This is a genomic window from Streptomyces tatrensis, from assembly GCF_049310065.1.
Lineage (GTDB): Bacteria > Actinomycetota > Actinomycetes > Streptomycetales > Streptomycetaceae > Streptomyces.
Genome location: NZ_JBMDLB010000007.1, coordinates 622,437 through 641,403 on the forward strand (window position 1 = coordinate 622,437; position 18,967 = coordinate 641,403).

Annotated in this window: 16 protein-coding genes and 2 pseudogenes; 9 read left to right on the top strand and 9 right to left on the bottom strand. The window is 71.2% G+C overall.

Annotated features, from left to right (window positions below; genetic code table 11):
• Positions 1-48: 48 nt before the first annotated feature.
• Positions 49-2,214 (top strand): protein kinase domain-containing protein, encoded by a 2,166-nt coding sequence (locus ACODT5_RS06480; RefSeq protein WP_422518226.1) that lies wholly within the window; start codon positions 49-51, stop codon positions 2,212-2,214.
• An 84-nt stretch (positions 2,215-2,298) separates the two neighbouring features.
• Here the strand turns inward: ACODT5_RS06480 and ACODT5_RS06485 are convergent, their stop codons facing one another.
• The 3 genes from ACODT5_RS06485 to ACODT5_RS06495 all read right to left on the bottom strand — a co-directional run bounded on the left by ACODT5_RS06485 (position 2,299) and on the right by ACODT5_RS06495 (position 5,175).
• The gene (locus ACODT5_RS06485; RefSeq protein ID WP_422518227.1) at positions 2,299-3,156 is read right to left on the bottom strand and encodes a 2OG-Fe(II) oxygenase; all 858 of its coding nucleotides are present in this window, start codon (positions 3,154-3,156) and stop codon (positions 2,299-2,301) included.
• A gap of 134 nt (positions 3,157-3,290) precedes the next feature.
• Positions 3,291-4,511, bottom strand: coding sequence for an alpha/beta hydrolase family protein (locus ACODT5_RS06490; protein WP_422518228.1), 1,221 nt, complete (start codon positions 4,509-4,511; stop codon positions 3,291-3,293).
• Positions 4,512-4,755: 244 nt separating this feature from the next.
• Entirely contained in the window at positions 4,756-5,175 is a 420-nt protein-coding gene (locus ACODT5_RS06495) for a DUF5990 family protein (protein ID WP_422518229.1), read from the bottom strand.
• A gap of 557 nt (positions 5,176-5,732) precedes the next feature.
• Between ACODT5_RS06495 and ACODT5_RS06500 the strand changes: the two genes are divergently transcribed.
• The 6 genes from ACODT5_RS06500 (at position 5,733) to ACODT5_RS06525 (ending at position 10,513) form a co-directional block, all read left to right on the top strand.
• A complete protein-coding gene (locus tag ACODT5_RS06500) occupies positions 5,733-7,802 on the top strand; it encodes an RICIN domain-containing protein (protein ID WP_422518230.1) in 2,070 nt (689 codons plus the stop codon).
• A 108-nt stretch (positions 7,803-7,910) separates the two neighbouring features.
• Positions 7,911-8,522, top strand: coding sequence for a hypothetical protein (locus ACODT5_RS06505; protein WP_422518231.1), 612 nt, complete (start codon positions 7,911-7,913; stop codon positions 8,520-8,522).
• 139 nt (positions 8,523-8,661) lie between these two features.
• Complete coding sequence (locus tag ACODT5_RS06510) at positions 8,662-9,042, top strand: BlaI/MecI/CopY family transcriptional regulator (RefSeq protein ID WP_422518232.1); 381 nt, start codon at positions 8,662-8,664, stop codon at positions 9,040-9,042.
• Positions 9,039-9,407 carry a hypothetical protein gene (locus ACODT5_RS06515; RefSeq protein ID WP_422518233.1) on the top strand — a complete coding sequence of 123 codons (369 nt, stop codon included), beginning with the start codon at positions 9,039-9,041 and terminating at the stop codon, positions 9,405-9,407. Before ACODT5_RS06510 ends, ACODT5_RS06515 begins: the two co-directional genes overlap by 4 nt.
• Positions 9,341-9,832, top strand: coding sequence for a M48 family metalloprotease (locus ACODT5_RS06520; RefSeq protein WP_422518234.1), 492 nt, complete (start codon positions 9,341-9,343; stop codon positions 9,830-9,832). The genes ACODT5_RS06515 and ACODT5_RS06520 overlap by 67 nt, the downstream gene beginning before the upstream one ends.
• A 207-nt stretch (positions 9,833-10,039) precedes the next feature.
• Positions 10,040-10,513, top strand: coding sequence for a MarR family winged helix-turn-helix transcriptional regulator (locus ACODT5_RS06525; RefSeq protein ID WP_422518235.1), 474 nt, complete (start codon positions 10,040-10,042; stop codon positions 10,511-10,513).
• Positions 10,514-10,564: 51 nt separating this feature from the next.
• Here the strand turns inward: ACODT5_RS06525 and ACODT5_RS06530 are convergent, their stop codons facing one another.
• The 3 genes from ACODT5_RS06530 to ACODT5_RS46980 all read right to left on the bottom strand — a co-directional run bounded on the left by ACODT5_RS06530 (position 10,565) and on the right by ACODT5_RS46980 (position 14,168).
• The gene (locus tag ACODT5_RS06530) at positions 10,565-12,334 is read right to left on the bottom strand and encodes an oleate hydratase (RefSeq protein ID WP_422518236.1); all 1,770 of its coding nucleotides are present in this window, start codon (positions 12,332-12,334) and stop codon (positions 10,565-10,567) included.
• Between the two features lie 645 nt (positions 12,335-12,979).
• Positions 12,980-13,822, bottom strand: a complete 843-nt coding sequence (locus ACODT5_RS06535) for an MFS transporter (RefSeq protein WP_479685663.1) — start codon at positions 13,820-13,822, stop codon at positions 12,980-12,982.
• A complete protein-coding gene (locus ACODT5_RS46980) occupies positions 13,722-14,168 on the bottom strand; it encodes an MFS transporter (protein WP_479685660.1) in 447 nt (148 codons plus the stop codon). Before ACODT5_RS46980 ends, ACODT5_RS06535 begins: the two co-directional genes overlap by 101 nt.
• Before the next feature lie 147 nt (positions 14,169-14,315).
• Here ACODT5_RS46980 and ACODT5_RS06540 point away from each other — a divergent pair.
• Positions 14,316-14,870: pseudogene (locus ACODT5_RS06540) on the top strand (TetR/AcrR family transcriptional regulator); the annotation flags it as partial.
• 573 nt (positions 14,871-15,443) lie between these two features.
• On the opposite strand, the gene ACODT5_RS06545 reads toward ACODT5_RS06540, so the two are convergent.
• The 3 genes and pseudogenes from ACODT5_RS06545 to ACODT5_RS06555 all read right to left on the bottom strand — a co-directional run bounded on the left by ACODT5_RS06545 (position 15,444) and on the right by ACODT5_RS06555 (position 18,166).
• Positions 15,444-16,028, bottom strand: coding sequence for a GNAT family N-acetyltransferase (locus tag ACODT5_RS06545; RefSeq protein ID WP_422518237.1), 585 nt, complete (start codon positions 16,026-16,028; stop codon positions 15,444-15,446).
• Positions 16,029-16,500: 472 nt separating this feature from the next.
• A pseudogene (locus ACODT5_RS06550) lies at positions 16,501-16,691 on the bottom strand (transposase family protein); the annotation flags it as partial.
• A 617-nt stretch (positions 16,692-17,308) separates the two neighbouring features.
• Positions 17,309-18,166 (bottom strand): NmrA family NAD(P)-binding protein, encoded by an 858-nt coding sequence (locus tag ACODT5_RS06555; protein ID WP_422518238.1) that lies wholly within the window; start codon positions 18,164-18,166, stop codon positions 17,309-17,311.
• A gap of 95 nt (positions 18,167-18,261) precedes the next feature.
• On the opposite strand from ACODT5_RS06555, the gene ACODT5_RS06560 reads away from it, so the two are divergent.
• On the top strand, positions 18,262-18,966 hold the full coding sequence (locus ACODT5_RS06560; RefSeq protein WP_422519570.1) for a TetR/AcrR family transcriptional regulator: 705 nt from the start codon (positions 18,262-18,264) through the stop codon (positions 18,964-18,966).
• The last annotated feature ends 1 nt before the right edge of the window (position 18,967 follow it).

Genomic DNA, 18,967 nt, shown 5'->3' on the forward strand with positions numbered 1-18,967 from the left:
CCGACCCACGCACAGGTACGACCGCCGCCCCGAAGGAGTCCACCGGTCATGTCCACGCTCCTGCCCCTGCTGCCCGACGATCCCGAACGGCTCGGGGAGTACACCCTCCTCGGCCGGCTGGGCGGCGGCGGCATGGGTACCGTCTTCCTGGCCCGCACCGCCGGCGGCCGCCTCGCCGCGGTCAAGACCGTCCGGTCCGACCTGCGCGACCAGCCCGGCTACCGCCGGCGGCTGACGCTGGAGGCCGAGGCCGCGCGGGCCCTGGGAGCGGAGCACACCGCGGCCTTCCTCGGCGCCGACCCCGACACGGCGCGGCCCTGGCTGGCCACGGCGTACCTCATCGGGCCCTCGCTGGCCGAGGCGGTGGCGGCCGGGGGTCCGCTGCCCGAACCGGTCGTCCGTCAACTCGGCTCCGCGCTCGCCGCCGCGCTCGCCGCCCTGCACCGCGCCGGGCTCGTCCACCGGGACATCAAGCCGTCGAACGTACTGATCACCGCGCACGGCCCTCGCCTCATCGACTTCGGGCTCGCCCAGGCCCCGGGCAGCCCCCGCCTCACGGAGGCCGGGGGCCTCGCGGGCACACCGGCGTACATGTCACCGGAGCAGGCGCGCGGAGGACCGCCCGGCCCGGAAGGCGACGTGTTCGCCCTCGCGGCGGTCCTGGTGTTCGCCTCGTCCGGTCACGGCCCCTACGACGCCCGCGGCCGGCAGAGCACCCTCGAACTGCTGCGGGACGGCGCCGACCCCGACCTCACGGGCCTGCCGGACGGCCTGCGCGCGACGCTCACGGCCTGCTTCTCCCCCGAGCCCGGCGACCGGCCCGCCCCCGGCCGACTGCACGACGAGTGGGGGCCGTTCGACCCCGGAGAGTTCGCCGAGCTGCTGCCGCAGGCGCTCCTCGCCGACCTGTCCCGCCGGATCGGTGACGTCGCCACCGTCGCCACCGCCCCACTGCGCGCCCCCGCCCCGCGCCGCGCGCTCTCCCGCCGCACCCTGATCGCGGGCGCGGCGGCCGCCGGGCTCACCGTGGTGGGCGGCGCCTCGGCGCTCTGGGCCACCGGGTACCTCCCGGGCTCGGGCTCCGGTCCGGGCTCCGCCGGCCGTACCGCGACGCCCGGCCCCACCCGGTCCTCCCGCCCGCCCGGCACCCCTCCGGCCCCGCTGTGGTCGGTCCCGTCCCCGTTCACCGCCACCACGGCCGTCCCCTCCGACGAGGTCCTGATCCACACGAGCGACATCCTGTGCGGCATTTCGACCGCCGACGGCCGGATCCTGTGGGAGACCCGGACCGCCATGGCCGACGTGGCCGTGGCGGGCGACAAGCTCGTCGGCTTCGTCTTCGACGACGACGGCAACGCGAGCGCGGGGTACCTGGACCCGCGCACCGGCCACCTCGCCGCCGACGCGGCCAACCCGGCCGTCCTGGGCGATCTCACCCACACCACGCAGCTGCTGGCCGCGGACGCCGAATGCCTCTACCTCAAGGCGTACTTCAGATCCGGCGACCGGCAGCAGCAGGAGCAGGCGTGGCTGCTCGCCTACGAGCTGGGCGCCCGGAAACTACGCTGGCGCACGCGCATCGAGGGCGCCGTCCTGGACAGGGACGGCTCGCTCATGATGTCGGCGATCATCTCCGGCGGCCGCCTGATCTGCTCGGACCCCGCACGCGTCTTCGCCGCCGACCTGCGCGACGGCCGCGTCCTGTGGGCCTGCCGGGTCCGCACGGACCAGGAGGCGACGTCGGCGGACAAGTCGGGAGGCATCAACCCCCCGGTCGCCTCGGACCGCCACGTCTTCGACTTCGAGGAGCGGATCACTGCGGTGGACCTGGCGACGGGTGCGGTGGCCTGGAAGCTGGAACCGGAGAGTCCGAAGCTGCTGAGCGCGCCCGTCTGCGTGAACGGCACGGTGTACGCCGCGGACGGGGCGCTCCAGGCGTTCGACGAGTCGACCGGGAAGAAGGTGTGGACCCACGACCCGGGCGCGTACGTCTCCATGCTGGCGCCTCCCGCCCCGTTCCGCGGGGAGCTCTACGCGGCGGTCGGCGGCGCAGGTCAGGCGGTCGTCGCGGTGGACGTCGCGGCCCGGCGGGTCGCGTGGACGCTCGCCGCGGGCGCCGTGAACATGCCCGACGGCCCGACGATGATCGTCCAGCGCGGCAACAGGCTCTACCCCCAGACCGTCGACCGCCTCGCGGCCGTACCGCTCGACTGACGTCCGCCGCGACCGCCGCGGATCACCGGACAGGGTCGGGGAGCGACGGGGCATCCTCGGCGCGTGGTGGCCCTGGCACCGGGTTCACGGTGTCGTGCGGGATGCGGGGAGGGTGAGTCGCGTGGCAGGGGCAGCCGGCGGGAGGGCGATGGGGTGGGCGCCGTCGTGGTCGTGCTCGACATCCGCGAGCGGGCGGGTGCGTTCGGCCGCGCGGGCCATCCACGGCAGGATCCGGAACGTCGGGTCGTGCGCCGTCGCCGCGGACCCGGCACCGCTGATCCACGTCGTGAGGGTGAACCGGTGATCGGCGAACCGCCCGCTGGGGCAGGTGGAGGGGACGACCTCGTGGAAGGCGCTCGCCGGGAAGAAGACGATGGTGTCGTGCTCGGGTTCGACGGTGCGGTAGGACTCCGCCGGCTGCGCCCCGCCGTCGGTGAGCAGGGTGTCGTACAGCCGGAGCTGGCCCCCGTCGAAGCCCCGGGGCTTGCGGTGGAGGTAGTACACGGCCGACAGGGCCGTGCTCACATCGCGGACCCGTGAGGCGTCCGTGTGCATGCCGTAGTGGCCCCCTTCCCCGTGCGCGGTCAGCACCGTCAGGGTGTGGCTGAGCGCGGCCCCGTGACCGAGCACCTCCTGGACCAGCGGCAGGCAGTCGGCGAGGTGCCGGCTCAGCACGGCGCTGGTCACGGGGAGGACGAGGGAGCTGCGGCCCTTGTGCGAGACCTGGCCCGACAGCGGGTCAAGGACCGTTCCGGCGCGGAAGTCCGGCTCCCGGGAGATCGCGTAGCTCAGCAGGCGGGCGGCGCGGTCGGCGCCGAGGAAGTTCTCCAGACGGCAGACCGGGGCCGGTACCACCGGGGTCGTGGACCACCGGTCGGAGGGAGGCAGGTCGCGGGTGCTGATTTCCGTCGGCGTGGCCGGTTCCTTCGCGTATCCACTCATGGCCCGGAACCGTAAACGGAACCGGCTGGGCCACCGAAGGGGTACATGGGGGCGCACAGGAGTACACCGCACGGCCCGGACCTCGGAGGAGGCCGATCCGCATGCGTGTGTGGCGCGTGGTGCCGTGAAGGGGCTCAGGGAAGGAACGTCACTGCCGGGAAGGCCGGGGACGGCCCGTCGAGCAGGTGCCCCGGACGGTGGCGCAGGTGCTCGTCGAAGAACGCGAGCGGGTAGGCCTGCTGGATCCTCACCGCCTGGTCGGGATCGAGGGTGCCGATCACCTCCTGGAGCTGCTGCGCGCTCCATCCGTACAGCTTCGCCACTTGTGGGAACAGCGCCTCGTTGTCGCCGGAGGAGATGTGGACGGCTCCCTCGGCCCGGATGTCCAGCCGCCGGCCCCGCAGGTGCGACCAGAAGGCGGCGACCGCGGGATCCGTGGCCCGGCTGAACTCGGCGGACATCATCATGAACGGCCGGTCCAGGTCGCCGGCGAGCGGCGGGTTCATCTGCATCGGGCCGTCGAGGCTCAGCCCGGCCCGGATGCGCGCGTCCGCGAGCGTGGCGCACGCGGTGGCCGTGCCGCCCTTCGACCAGCCGAACGCGCCCGTGCGCCGCGGGTCGAGCGAGCCGAGCAGCCCGGCCGGCAGCCTCTTGTGGTCGACGTCCGGATTGCGTCCCGCGGCGATCTGCTCGACGCAGTCGAGGACGAAGCGCAGGTCGGCGGCGAAGTCCCCCGGCCGCGTCGGCGCCTCCCTGTCCTGGAGCGGGACGGCGACCCGGCCGTCGGGGAACTCGGTGTACGTGTCGTACTGGTGCGCGATCGTCACCACCGCATATCCGTGGCTGGCGAGCTCCTGGACCACGACGGTGTGGTCGCCCTGGTGGCTGTGCGCGCCGTGCGAGAACACGACCACGTGCAGCCGCCGGTCCGACCTGCGCACCGGAGCGCCCACGTGGCCGGCAGTCAGCGGTCCCAGGGAGGCCAGATCGCCGAACCCGGCGTCGTCGACGAACGCCCGAAACGCCCCGGCCGGCATCCAGGGCGCCACCGGGTACCGCCGCACGTCCCGGGCGGGGTACCAAACGGTGGCCATCAGCTCACGGAAGTGCCCGGGCCCCGCGATGGCGTCCGGACGCGAGCGGTCGACGAGGTGCAGCTGGACCGTCCCCACCGGATGCGGACCGGTCGGCACGGGCAGCGTGAGCCGCGTCGAGGCGTGGGCGGCGGACGCGGCGGGGGTGGCCCACGCAGGGCCGGCGGCGGCCAGCGGTACGGCGGCACCTACGGCCAGCGCGGCGCCCAGCATGCGGCGGCGCGTCATGCGCCGACGACTGACGAACGGTGTGTTGATCACGGGTCCTCCGGTGGTGACGCATCGTCAAGCGTGCCTGAACGGCTGGTCCGTGGGCACAGGGGAACGCTGTCACGTGCCTTCCCGCACGGCATCGGCTCACCGATGGACAACGCGGGAGGGCGTAGACCCACGGGTTTACGCCCCGGGGCCGATGCGGTCGGCTGCGCCATCCGATAGCCGGTCCCGCAGGCAGGCTTCGCCCGCCCGCCCGCCCTCCGCCGCCGCCAGGCGAGCCCTCGCCCCTTCAGCTCCAGACGATGCCGGGCGGGCGCACCGCGGCGCACACGGGCATCCCGCAGCGGTCCGTCAGCCGCAGCTCCGCTTCGGCGGCGCCCCGTTCGACGAGCTGCGGCGGGAGGTCGTCGAGCATCAGCTTGGCGCGGCGGAACATCGTGAACGCCCCGCCGTGCCGCAGTTCTCCCCACGTCAGATACAGGAAGCGACCCCCGCGCCGTCCGTGGACATGAGGCCCGCGAAAGTCCCGAACCCCGTCCGGCGTCACGACCACCTCCACGGTGAACTCCCAGACCGCCTCCGCGGCGTCCCCGGAAACAGCTCCCTCAGGCTCGCGCCCGCGCTGCACGGCTACATGGACGTCCCGGTATCCCCCGCATTCACGCCCCGGGAGATCGCGGCCGACAATGCGAAGCGAGAGTGATGGCATACCCACCACCCTGCCACGCGCCCTCCCACCTCCCTGGCCGGGCGCTCCGACACGGCGGGGACCAACGGACCGAGCCGGGAGACCCAGTTCGGCAATCCGGGCGCTGCTCGCGGCGAGGCGGGAGCCGACCGACTGGAACCGGGCCAGGGGCCGGCCGGACAGCCGCCGGTTCTTCGCGTAGAGCCCGGACGTTCCGTCAGCGGGCCATGGAGCACGCCTCCGTGTTCCGCCGAGCCGGCCGGGCAGCGTCTTCCTCACGGGTCGTGACCAAGGGAATTCGACAGGTAGTAATTAGGTGAATCCTTGACTGAATTCCCGTCAGCAGCACCCCACTTGTTATCTCGATTAGGTAACGACTGCCTTCGATAAGGCCTGGACCAATACCACGTGACGCGCGTAACTCCCCTTGCCTCATTGCCTCTTGAGTGTTCATCAGATCTGACCGGCAGGTAACGGAACGATTTCTCGAGCCACACCCCTCTTTGTCCGAATTCTCCGCCGCATTCGTCTGGCAGGCTTCCGCGCACCCACTCATCCGACGTTCACTTGAGGTGCCCATGACAGAACGACGCAGACGGCGTGAACACCGCCGCAAGCCGCGGCGGTTGATGCTCCTCACCGCCGCCATGGCCTCGGCGGCGGTGATCGCCGCCGGCATCGCCTACTCCGGACTGGGCGAGAATGCCCAGGCCGTGTCCGTACAAGCCGGTACGGAGGCGGCCGCACCGGCCGCCGCGCCCGCCCGGGACCAGGAGCCCGAGCCCCTCGCGGCCGCGCCCGCCAACGAGAGCGCGCGCGGCATGGTCTACGACGGCCTCGCCCCCGCCCCGAAGGGCGACCGGTGTGCCGGCGTCTACCGGACCGGCGCGGGTCTGTGCACCCACGGCCCCGACGCCCCGCCCAAGGGCGTCGACATAGCGAAGGACATCGCGCCCGCCGTCAAGGCCTCGGCACCGGCGGCCGACCCGGCCCGACCCGCCGCCGACGACCCCGCGGCAGGCGCGGGCGGCGGGCGTCCTCAGGACGCGCCCGCGGCCGACGCCGACCGCGCGGCCGACAAGTCCGCCGCGCCCGCGCCCTCCGCCGCCGCCGGCCAGACCGTCGCCGCCGTCGCCGCCGGCCCCGCTGGCCAGACCGTCCAGTGCGACGGAGACGGCAGCACGGGCAACCGCGTCCAGGTCGTGTACGTCCACGGCCCCGGCCGTGACCGCTACTCCGAGTACGTGGCCTCGTTCCGCAAATGGGCGGCCGACGCCGACCTCATCTACTCCGCCAGCGCCCAGCAGACCGGTGGCGTCCGGTACATCCGCTACGTGACGGCCGCCGACTGCACCCCCACCGTGCTCAACATCGAGCTCCCGGACTCCGCGCTCGCGGAGTTCAGCGCGACCAACGCCGCCCTCGCCGGCAAGGGGCTCGACCGCCGCGACCGCAAGTACATGATCTTCGCGGACACCAAGGTCTACTGCGGCATAGGAACCTTCAACGGCGACGAGCGGCCCGGCCAGGCCAACCTCAGCAACTTCGGCCCCTCCTACGGGCGTACGGACTCCGGCTGCTGGGGCGGCCACACCGCGGCGCACGAACTCGGCCACAACCTGGGCGCGGTCAACAACAGCGCCCCGAACACCAGCCGCGGCGCCCACTGCACCGACGAGTACGACGTCATGTGCTACTCGGACACCCCGTACTACCCGCAGATGCGCAACATCTGCACCAACCAGGCCTCCGAGAACATCCTGGACTGCAACCACGACGACTACTTCCACACCAGCCCCAAGGCCGGCAGCTACCTGGCCACGCACTGGAACATCGCCGACAACCAGTTCCTGATGAAGAACAAGGGCGGCGGCACCGGCCCCGGTCCGAACCCGAGCCCGAGCCCGAGCCCGTCGCCGACCAAGAAGCCGACGCCCAGCCCGACCAAGAAGCCCACGGGCGGACCGGCCGTGACCGTCGGCCAGATCCAGTCGGACTCCGCCGTCGCGAGCTGGCCCAAGGTCGAGGGAGCAGCCTGGTACCAGGTCCTGCTGAACGGCAGGCACCTGACCTGGGTCCAGTCCCCCGTGCTGCGCGTCTACAACCTCCGGCCCGACACCTCCTACACGGTCGCCGTCTCCGTCCGCGACAGCGCCGGCCGGGACAGCGGAGCTGGCAAGGCCGCGTCCTTCCGTACGAAGGGCACGGGCGGCGGCGCGACCACCCCCGGGACCCGGTACCTGCTCGGGAACGGCAGCACCGGCATGGCCGCCGAGGTGTGGGGCGGGCGCAGCGCCGACGGCACCGTGCTCGTCGGGGCGCGCTCCAACGGGTACGCGCAGCAGCAGTGGTACTTCGACGACGCGGGCAGCGGACTGGTCCGCATCCGCTCCGCGGTCTCCGGCAAGTGCCTGCAGCCGGGCGGTACTCCCGCCGCGGGCATGTGGGTCGCGCAGCAGCCCTGCGGCCGCGCCGGTGCGCAGAGCTGGAAGCTGACCACCCGCGGTGGTGCGGTGAGCGTCACGGACCCGAGCGGCGGCTTCGCCCTGACCGTGAGCAGCCGTCCCTACTACGGGAACTGGCTGCTCGACCTCCAGCGCGCGGACGGCCGGGCACCGCAGGTCTGGACCGTGCAGAAGGTCGGCTGACCCCGACTGCCACTGAAGTCCCCTCCGGCGGACGGCCGCGTCGCGCGGCCGTCCGCCGGCCCCTCAACCCACCCCTCGCCCCCTCACCCCACCCCGGAGCACGCCACGATGCGCATACGAATCGCTCTCCAGGCCGTCCTGACCGCCGTCGGCCTGATCCTGCTCTCCCCGGCCGTGGCGCACGCCCACGGCGACACCGTGAAGGTGGTGGTCACCGGGCAGCGGGAAGGCCACGTCACCGCGGACGTCACCTGGGAGAACGACGGCGACGCGGTCAAAGAGGCGGTCGCCGCCACCGTGAACGCGGTCAGCGCCGACGGCGTCCGCACGCTGGGGCCCTGGCGGCTGGTGCGCGATCCCGCCGCGACGCCGGCCGGCTGGACCACGGCCGAGTCCCTGCCGCCCGGTACCTGGAAGGTCAGCGTGGACGTGGGCTTCCCCGCCCTCGGGCACGGCGAACTCGAAGTCGGCGTACCGGTGGTGGACCCGGCCCCGACCACCGGCACCCCGGGCCCCCGCCCCGCCGACCCGTCGTCCGCGCCGACCGGGACGCAGGCGCAGACCCCGACGCCGACACCTGCGCCGGCCTCCGAGGCCCCGGTGGAACCAGGCACGGGTCCCGCCGTCTGGTGGACAACGGCGGGAGTGGCGACAACGGCCCTGACCGGGGCGGCCGTCGGCATCCTCCTGCGCCGCAGGCGGGCCTCGACATCGCGTTGAGGAATTCCACAAGGCCTACCGGTCCGTCCTGGTTCGGACGCGCGCCGTACAGGGCACCCCACGCCCCCGTAGAGTAGGTAAGGCAAACCTATATATACGCCGGACGAAACGATCCGGGCAGTAGCGGGGCGGTAGCAGGATGGTGGAGGAAGGCCGGGACGCGAAGCGTCCGCACGGTGAGCTCGTCGCGGACGTACTGGCGATCCTGTGGGCGGCGGACCGGCCGATGACGCCGCAGCAGATCAACGCCGCCCTCGGCCGGGACCTGGCGAGGACGACGGTGACGACGATCCTGGGCCGCCTGTACGAGAAGGGCACGGTCCGGCGGACCCGCGAGGGCAGGGGCTTCGCCTACGCCGCGGCGGACGACGCCGCGGGCCTGGCGGCCGGCCGCATGCACCGGGAGCTCGACCGGGGACCGCAACGCGACCTGGTACTGAAGCGGTTCGTGTCCTCCCTCTCCGGAGATGACGAGGACGCGCTCAGGCGCCTGCTCCTGGAGGCAGAGGAAGGCGCATGACCCTCGTTCTCGCCCTGGTCATGCTGACCCTGGCCCTTCCCTGGGGCGCGGCGGCCGCGACCCGCAGGCTCGCCTCGCTCCTGCCGCCGCGCGAAGCGTGCGCGGCCCTGACCGCAGCGGCCGTTCTTCTGGCCGGTGGCACCGTGGCGGCACTGATCGGGCTGTTCCACGTACCGTTCCTCGCATCCCTGGAGCAGATCCCGTTGGCGCGGGCGGCTGCCGAGTGGCCCGCCGCCGTGCCGGTCTCCGCCGCGGCCGGTGCGGCTCTGGCGTTCCAGGCGGTGCGCATGGCACGCCGTTGGTACGACCACCGCTCGGCCCGGCCGAGCGCGAGGTGCTGCTCGGGCACGAGCGGGCCCACCTGACGGGCCGCCACCACCTGCTGTCCCTCACCGCGGACCTGGCTGCCGCGGTACACCCTGCCCTGCGGTCCCTGCGCCCGGCCCTGGACTTCCACCTGGAGCGGTGGGCGGACGAGTCGGCAGCCGCCGCGGTGGGCAACCGGCGCCTCACGGCGACCGTGATCGCGCGCGCGGCGCTGGCCGCCTCGGCTGCCGGGAAGCTGCCCGAGAACCGCGGTCCCCTGCTGGCCGTCGGCACGGGGCCCGTTCCTCAGCGGGTCGAAGCACTGCTGCGGCCGGTTCCCGTTCGGCCACGGAGCCACCGGACCCGGGCCGCCGTCGCCGGACTCGTTGCGACCGTGTCCGTATCGGCCCTGTTGTGCCTGGCCCTGGCCTACGGACTGCACGAGTACGTCGAGCTCACCGCCAGGGCCCTGCTCGCCGGCTGAACCACGCGACTGACGACATCAACGTAGACCGATCGCTCCAGGTCACGTATCGTGAGCCTAGGTCTACCTCACCTTGCCGGAACCGAAGGAACTCCTTCACCCGAGCCGAGTGCGCCCGGCTTCCTCGCACGGCATCACGCCACGGACGACGTCCGCCTGTGCGTCCCGGGCCGGAGGGTTGCCTACGGCCCGGCGATTGGATGCGACGTGTACGACAGGGGTAGCGGATCCTCGAGCCCCTCGGAGGAGATCGCGTACCTGCTGGCCGAAGCAGGCAGGGCAGTGGACGCGCTGATGGCCGAGCGGCCGGGGATGCGCCTCCTGGACCCCCTCCACCAGACGGTCCTCAGGACGCTGGCCGATCTCGGACCGCACGCCCGACTCGATCTCACCGAGCAACTGCAGGTGCCGCCGTCCGCCATCGCGCAGGTGATCGACGACCTCCTCGCGCAGGGCCTGCTGCAGGCCATGGTCGTCAACATGGGCGGTCGACACGAGGTGGTGGCCCTCACTCCCGCCGGAACCGCGGCCCTGGCGACGATGCAGAACGCTCTGGAATCCCTGCACAGCACCCTGCTGGCATCCCTGACCAAGGGCGAGCGCGCACAGTTGCGCTACCTGCTGCGCCGAGTGCGCGCATCGGCCACCCGCGCGGGCGTCCTGCCGCCGTCCTCGCCGTAGGGAAGTGTCGACGGGGCGGTCCCCGCACTGCCGCCGTGGAGAGATCCGTGGCTACGGCGCCTCGGGGATGAGCCCGAATTCGGCCAGCAGCTCGCCGATCTCCGTCTCCTGCAGTTTGCCGAGCAGCCGCTTGCGCAGGATCTCGGGGCCGGGCAGGCCGATCGGCTTCCCGTCGCGCAAGTGACCCGCCGCGTCCAGCAGGGCGCGGATGTCGTAGGTGGAGTTGACCACCTCGGGTACGCCGCGTTCGACGCCCAACAGCCGGTAGGCGGCCTCCATTCCGGTCCGCACGGAGTACTCCGTGGTGAAGATCGTGTCCCGCGTGGTCTCGGCGAACTGGCCGATGAACGCGAAGTTGACCGCGCCCTCCGGGACGACGTCGGGGCGGTCGCCGGCCCGGCGGGGCAGGAAGAAGGAGGTGACGTACGGCATCATCACCGGGACGCACAGGGCGCCGGAGGCCGCGAGCTCCGCGATCTCCTCGACGGGAGCGCCGAGGTGGTAGAGCCACTCCTGGGTGATCTCCTCCCCCGTGCAGTCCTGCATCGGCTTGGCCACGTAGTCGCCGGGACGGTCGGTGAACAGGCTGTACAGCCAGACCACGATCTGGTCTTCGGGCTGCTGTTTGAAATGGGGCTGGCGGTTGACCGTCCAGCTCATCAGCCAGTTGGAGTCCCGGGCCGTGACGATGCCGCCGGTGACGACCTTCCCACTGAAGGGGTCGCGCTTGGCGATCTTCTCGATCAGCTTCGGGATGCGCGCGTCGAGGGTGGTGACGGTGGCCGATTCCCACTTGCTCTCGGGAATGTTGCCGCAGAACACCTCCGGGCGGCCGAACGCCTCGTCGTGGCGGGCGATCTTCCGCCACAGGTCCCACGCGGGGGCCCGGCCTTCGTCGAGGCGGGCCGCGGTGTGGTGGTCGCCGTTGTCGGAGTTCTCGGTGAGGGAGCCGATCGTCGTGAAGAGCAGATCGTCCGCGCCGAGGTCGGTCCCACCCGGCTCGCCGTCGCTGAGCCAGTCGATGCGGGTCGCCTGCTTGCGGCCGGGGGTGATCTCGAAGCCGATGTCGGTGACCTCGGTGTCGAAGCGGAAGGTGACTCCCTGCCCGATCAGCCACCGGGTCAGGGGCAGCACGAGCGACTCGTACTGGTTGTACTTGGTGAACTTCAGCGCCGACAGGTCCGGCAGTCCGCCGACGTGGTGGATGAAGCGGTGCAGGTACAGCTTCATCTCCAGCGCGCTGTGCCATTCCTCGAAGGCGAACATGGTGCGCCAGTACAGCCAGAAGTTGCTGTCGAGGAAGGAGCGGCCGAAGACCTCGTTGATGCGCTTGCCCTCCATCTCCTCACGGGTGGCGAGGAAGACCTTGACGATGTCCTTCTGCGCCCGGTCGTCGAGGGTGAACAGGCCGTCGGTTCCCGCGTCCTGGCCCTGTCGCTCGGTGACGCGCTGGAGGGAGGAGTTCGGGTCGTCCTTGTTCAGCCAGTAGAACTCGTCGAGGACCGACGCGCCCTCGACCTCCAGCGAGGGGATCGACCGGAAGAGGTCCCACAGGCACTCCATCCGGTTCTCCAGCTCGCGGCCGCCGCGGATGACGAACCCCTTCTTCGGCTCCTTGATCCCGTCGAGCGCGCCCCCCGGCAGCTTCAGCCGTTCCAGGACGGTGACGCGGTCCCCGCGCATCTGCCCGTCACGGATGAGGAAGGCCGCACCGGCCAGCGATGCCAGTCCGGATCCCACGAACCAGGCGGTCTTGGCATCCACGCCCTCGGGCTTGCGCGGCCGGGCGAATGCCTCGTAATTCCCGCTGCTGTAGTACACGGTCACTCCTTCGCTCTACAGGACGGTCCCAACACTCGACGACGGAAACGTCGAGATGAACAGATGCACAACCAATGGAAATGCTAAATACCACTGAGCGAATCAGTTGGAATGTACAGCCGCTTGGTCAGCGACGGCCGGGCGACACGGCCCGGACCGCACGGCGCGCGCTGCGGACGCGCCCGAATCCACGGTCGATCAATCCGGCGGGGCGGTGGCGCTCGACGCGAAGGGAGAATGCCGTTCATTTCCTGACCGGCGGGCCGGAATTATCGGGCTCAGGCAATGAACCACTCAACTCTTGGAGGTAGAACACGGGCAGCGAATGCCCTTACACCACCACCACGCAGAGCGTGATTTCGCGAGCGAACGGGACCTTTCACCGCACATGAAGACCAGCCGGGTTTGCCAGCCGCCCGACACGGCCCCTAGGCGTCGCATTCCAGTGGCCGCGGCGATGGGCGGGAGCGGACGAAGGTTCCAGCTCGCCGAGCTACAGACGGCCGAGGACCGCAGATGAGCACACGCTGTTCGTACACCTGTCCAATCTCGGGAACCTCCCCCGGGCGGAGTGGCTGGCGCGGCAGGTCGGTGCGGAGGTCCTCGGGGAGCTGGCGCGCGGCCGCACTCGTGGGTGTCCGGGTGTCAGCCGGCCGCGACGGTGACGTTCTCGGGGCGGTCGGCGGGTGCGGGCGGGCCGGCCTTCTTCAGCGGGACTTCGATGACGAAGAGCGCGGCGACGAAGGCGAAGGCACAGACGATCGCGGCGGTGAGGAAGATGTGGCTCGTGCCGTCCGTGACCGCGGTGAGGTAGGCGTCCTTGGCCCCGGCGGACAGGTTCCGCAGGGCGTCCGGGCCGGTGTCTCCGCCGGCCGGCAGGGTGGGCTGGACGGCGCGGGTGAACAGCGAGCCGAAGACGGCGACGCCGAGGGACCCGCCCAGGGTGCGGAAGAGGTTGACGGAGCTCATGGCCGCACCCATGTCCCGCAGGGAGACGCTGTTCTGGGCGATGGTGCCGGCCATCTGCATCGTGAAGCCGAGCCCGATGCCGACGAGGACCATGTACAGGCTGGTCAGCAGGGATGAGGTGTGGGCGTCCATGGTGGCCAGCAGGCCGAGCCCGGCAGCCAGGAACAGGGTGCCGACGACGGGGAACACCTTGTACTTGCCGGTGGCGGACATGACCTTCCCGGCGATGGTCGAGACGATCACCACGGGGATCATCATCGGAAGCATCAGCAGGCCGGAGTTGGCGGCCGAGGCGCCCTGGACGCTCTGCTGGAACAGCGGCAGGTAGAGGCCCGCACCGAACATGACCACGCCCGCGGCGAGGATCATGACCATCGCGAGCGGGTAGTTCCGGTGTCCGGTGAAGACGCTCAGTGGCTCACTGGCCCGCTTCTCGACCTGGATGAACAGGGCCAGGACGATCGAGGTGATGGAGAGCGTCAGCAGGGCGATGCCCGCCCAGTCGATCTTCGCCTGGATGCGCCGGACGGGGACCCGCAGCTTCAGCCACAGCCACAGCCACACCAGGGCGATCAGGTCGAGCGGCGCGGGCGCCTTCGCGTTGATCGGGCTTGCGGCCGAAGAGATCTCCGAATTTGCCCCAGATCGGTGTCGTGACGGCAGTGACGAGGGTGTAGGCGGTGACGACCCAGGAGATGTGCTCCAAGCCGCCGAGGTCTCCGACGATCGTCGGCATCGCGGTGCTGACGACCATGTTGTCGAGCATCGACAGCAGCATCGCGAGCATGACGCCGAGCAGCACCCAGCGCACGTTCTTCGGTACGGCCGTGGGGCCGGCGGAGGGGAGGAACGCAGTCGTGGACATGGCTGATCACTCCTTTCGGAATGAGGGAGGGGAACGCGGAGGGGCGGGCACCTGCTCCGACGCCCGCCCTTCCAGAAGAGCACAGCGAATAAAACAGTGCAACAGCTCAACTTTCACATCAACGCAACTTAAGGGTGGGCTGACGACATGCCCGAGACAGACCGAGCCCCCGGTCATCCACCGGCCCCGGCAGGACGCCGTGAACGAAAGAAGGCGGCCACCCGCCGGGCCATCGCGGACACCGCGCTGCGACTGTTCCTGGAGCACGGGTACGACGACGTCGGCATCCGCGCGATCGCTGACGCCGCCGACGTGTCCACCACCACGCTCTTCAAGCACTTCCCGGTCAAGGAGGCCCTCGTCTTCGACGAGGACGCCGACCAGGAGGCCGGTCTGCTCGCAGCGGTGCGCGACAGGCCGGAGGGCCAGTCGATCCCGGCGGCCCTGCGCGAGCACGCGCTCCGCTGCCGCATGGCGGCCGCGAGCGCCGATCCGCGCTTCACCGCGTTCGTCGCCCTGGTCAACACCACCCCGGCGCTGCGCGACTACCAACAGGCCATGTGGCTGCGCCACACCGATGCCCTGGCCCGGGCCATCAGTCAGGAGAGCGGCACGGCCGAAGATGATCCGAGCTGCACGGCCCTGGCCCACTTCGCCCTCGAAGCGCCCCGCGCCGCCCGCGGCCACGACGATTCCCGGCAGGAGTCGCGACGTCGCGCAGTTCCCTTTCCTCGCCGGATGCCGGAGCCGTCGGCAACCACGAGAGGCACGCCGGGTGGAGCAAGCTGCTATTCGACCTGGTCGCCGTGGCCGGGGTCGGCCGACTCTCCCCCTGCTGCACGACAGCCCCAGCTGGAGCGACGTCGGTCCTACGCGGTCCTGCACCTGGCGTTCTGGACGACCTGGGCCGGGTTCGCCGCCTACGGCGACATCGCCGGCGGCGCGCGGCCGCTGCTGGTCGCGATGCTCGGCATGGCCGTGATGGCCGCGGCCGACCACGGCGTCCCCAGCCGCCGGGGTCCACACCGCCCGGGCCCCGACTTCGTCATGTCCTACGTCGCGCTCCCCTGGCTCACGGGCAGGGTCTGGGAATGCGGCAGCGTCGTCACCGCCGAGACATCCACGTGCCCCCAGCCGAGCGGCGGCCCCCGTGCGGCGCCCTGGACGGCTACTTCGCCATCGAGCTGATCGCCTCCCTGGCCACCGGACCACGTCGAAGCTCCGGGGGCCGACGAACTGACCGGCCGGATCGTGCGCTGAGATGCCGCCCGCCCGCTACTTCAAGGAGAGCCACATGTCGACGCTCTCGATCCCCCGTTCGCGAAAGACGCCGACCGGCTTGAATCCCGCCTTTTCGTAGGCGCGGATCGCCTGGGCGTTGGAGGTTCGGGTGCCACCGAAGAGGATGACGTGCCGGCATCCGCGCTGACGCAGGATGTCGAGCGCCCCTTTGAGCAGCTCGGTTCCGAGACCGTTGCCCTGCAAATGATCGGCAACGACGGGGGCGATGCGGCAGTCCGCGCCGTCCTCGATGGTCCACCCGAGATTCCGGTAACGCGCCTTCTCACCCTCCGGGATTGCGAACTGGGCCAGCAGATAGGCCACCACGCGATCGTCATGGGCATCCGCCAGCACGAAGCGCAGGGCGGTCGGGTCGTCGAGAGCAGCACAGATCCGCTCCGCTTCAGTCCGGTCGAGCGGATGTGGGCGGTAGCCCTCCCTGGTCTCCGTCGAGAGCGTTTCGAGGAATTCCCCGAAACTGGAGGCGTCTCCACTCTTCAGGGCACGCAGGGTGGCGACAGCGCCATTGACCCCGGTGACCGGCCTCGCAAGGAACGGTTGCGCGGTGGCTTCGTCCATGCCGGGCAGCGTAACCGACCTGCCCAGAGGAGGGGAGGCCGTCACGCAGCGCCCCGACGTCGTGGCCGACTCACGAAACCAGCTACGTGGTGCGGTAGTTGGCGAGCAAGGACTTACGGAGACGCAGAAGCCGGCGCACCATCGCCGCGCATGAGCGGAGTACGAAGCTCTGCCCTTGGCCTGGCACCGCTGACCGACGCCCCTGACCACGATGCCTCCTGGACTGGGCGCCCGTCCCTCGCATCTGGAGAAGTCGGATCGGATCAACCTGCTTGACGCGCCGGACCGAACCGTCGTCCCCTCCCTCGGAGCTCGCCTCTCGAAGGCCGCCCATGACTACCACCGCCCTCTGTCAACCCTGGGCCTCGCCTGGCCGACCGCTTCGCGTTCGGCTTCGCGACGCTCCCAGAGGGCTCCGGCTCGGACGCCGAGAGTGTGGCGGCGACCTGCGCCGGGGACGCGCTGGGCGAGGTCCCTCGGCAGGCGTGAAGATCCCGAACAACGGCGCAATCTGGCCCATCGTCAAGCTCGTCCGCCAGTACGCCGCGACCAGCAGGATGCGGTCCTCCAGGGACAGGCTCCACGGCGCCGCCCTCGGTGCACATCGGCCGCAGGATCCCGCCGAACCGCGGTCACCAACTTATCGAAGCAACGCGGCCTCATCCCCGCGAACGGATCTATCCAGGACGGCTCTGACGCCGTGATCACACCAGCCGCATCAAGATCATGTCATCGGCGGCTTTGCGCGCGCGTTGGCCGACCGGTCGGCTCCGCATCTCGCGACAGGACCCGAACCAGCGCGGAGTTGGGGGGTGGTGACACGGCAAGATACCTCCAGTCCCGAGCCGGCTGCCGGGGCCTGTGCGACCCACCCCCCGTAGCCGCGAGTCCCCTACGATCTCCGTCCGGCCCATCACACCGCACCGTATCCCGAGCCACTGACAACACGGCCAGTCAGCAGCCGCGCGAAGTGGGGCACCCTTGCGGCAGCCCGCCCACGTGTTCAGCGGCACACCCGACGAGTAGTGACGGGACAACCCTTGGACCTCGGCAAGTCCCGAACCTTACTCAGGCTGTCGTGCCCCAACGGGCCCGTGGCGAGGAACGCCTGACCGGACTCCTCGAAGACCTCGACCGGATAGCGCACGTACTCACCGAATGACGGCTGCCGTGCGGCAGCAGGCGCTGCCCCTCCCGCTCACCCGGGAAGTGGCGGCCCTACGCCGAAGACCGCGCGCAGAGCTGGCGGCCTTCAGGAGGGCGCGGGGTACCTGCCACTGTCAGCCGGCAGGCTGGGACAGCACGTCGCGTGCCGCGCGGGGCTCCCGGCCCAGGAGCGTGCCGAGCAGGGGGTCGATGCCGGCGAAGCCTCCCTGCCGCGCGTTCCGGTAGAAGCCGAGGAGGAAGCCCGCCATCCGCTCCTCGACACCCCGGGCGACCTGGTCGGCGAGCCACTCGTCCTCGTCGATGACGACGCACTTGACGGTGTTCCCGGTGAGTTCCGAGGCGATCTCGGCGATCTCCTCGAACGTCGGCGCCGCGCTCGCGGTGAGCGTGGTCGGACCGTCGTGGCTGCCGCCGGAGGCGAGGATGACGGCGGCGGCTTCGGCCGCGTCCTCGCGCGCCGTCCAGGAGACCGGTCCGTCGCCGGGGACGGTGATGACGCCCGTCTCGCGCCACGGGCCCGTCAGCCAGTTGAGGCTGTGCGCGTAGAAGCCGTTGCGCAGCGCGGTCCACGGAAGGCCGGAGTCGGCCAGGAGCTGCTCGGTCGAAGCGTGGACGTGCGCGGGGCCGAAGGGGCTGCCCAGCGCGGCGGCCTGGTGGCTGGTGTAGAGGACGCGTCCGACGCCCGCGGTGACGGCGGCCTCGATGGCGGTACGGTGCAGGGCCACCGCCTTGTCCGAGTCCGGTTCGTTCGCGGAGACCAGCAGCAGCTGGTCGGCTCCCTCGAAGGCGCGGGGCAGGGAGGACGGGTCGGCGTAGTCGCCGCGACGTACCTCCACGCCGAGCTGCGCGAAGCGCTCGGCCTTGGCGACGTCGCGCACGGTGACGGCAACATCCCCGGCGGGGACGCGTTCCAGCAGGTGGTCCACGGTGGCGCCGTTGAGGGCTCCGGTGGCTCCGGCGATGACCAGCATGTTCGACTCCGAGCTCAGGCGATATCGATGATTCGCTTTTCACGCTACCATTGAAAAATCGACGATAACAACGATGCGCTATCGTGGGAAACGTGATGGAACCCGCTCCGCAGTCCCCGCGCGACGCCGTGCGTGCGCGCCTGGTCGACGTCGCCGCGCACCTGCTGGCCACCGAGGGGCCCGACGCGGTGACCACCCGCTCGGTCGCGCTCGCCGCCGGCGTGCAGCCGCCCATGATCTACCGGCTGTTCGGCGACAAGAACGGACTGCTCGGCGCCGTGGCCGAACACGGATTCATGAGCTACGTGGCGCAGAAACCCCCCGTCGACGCCGACGACGATCCGCTCCGAGCGCTGCGCGCCGGCTGGGATCTGCACATCGGCTTCGGCCTGGCGAACCCCGCCCTGTTCCGGCTCATGAACACGCCGCTACGAACGCCCGACGGCGAAGCCGCGGCGCAAGCCGGTGCCGCGGTACTGCGCCGACGGGTCACCCGCCTCGCCCGGGCCGGACTCCTGCGCGTGCCCGAGCACCGTGCCGTCGACCTCATCCGCTCGGCCGGCACGGGCATCGTGTTCACCCTCATCGACCAGCCCGAAGGCGAACGCGACACCAATCTCGCCGACTTCGCCTGGGAGGCGCTCTGCACGGCCATCCTGACCAGCTCACCCGCCACAGCACCCGCCGGCCCCGCGGCCGCCGCCGTCACCCTGCGCGCCGCACTGCCCGAGCTCACGAAGCTCACCCCGCACGAGCGCGCACTGCTCGGAGACTGGCTCGACCGCCTCTCCGGCCCGTAGG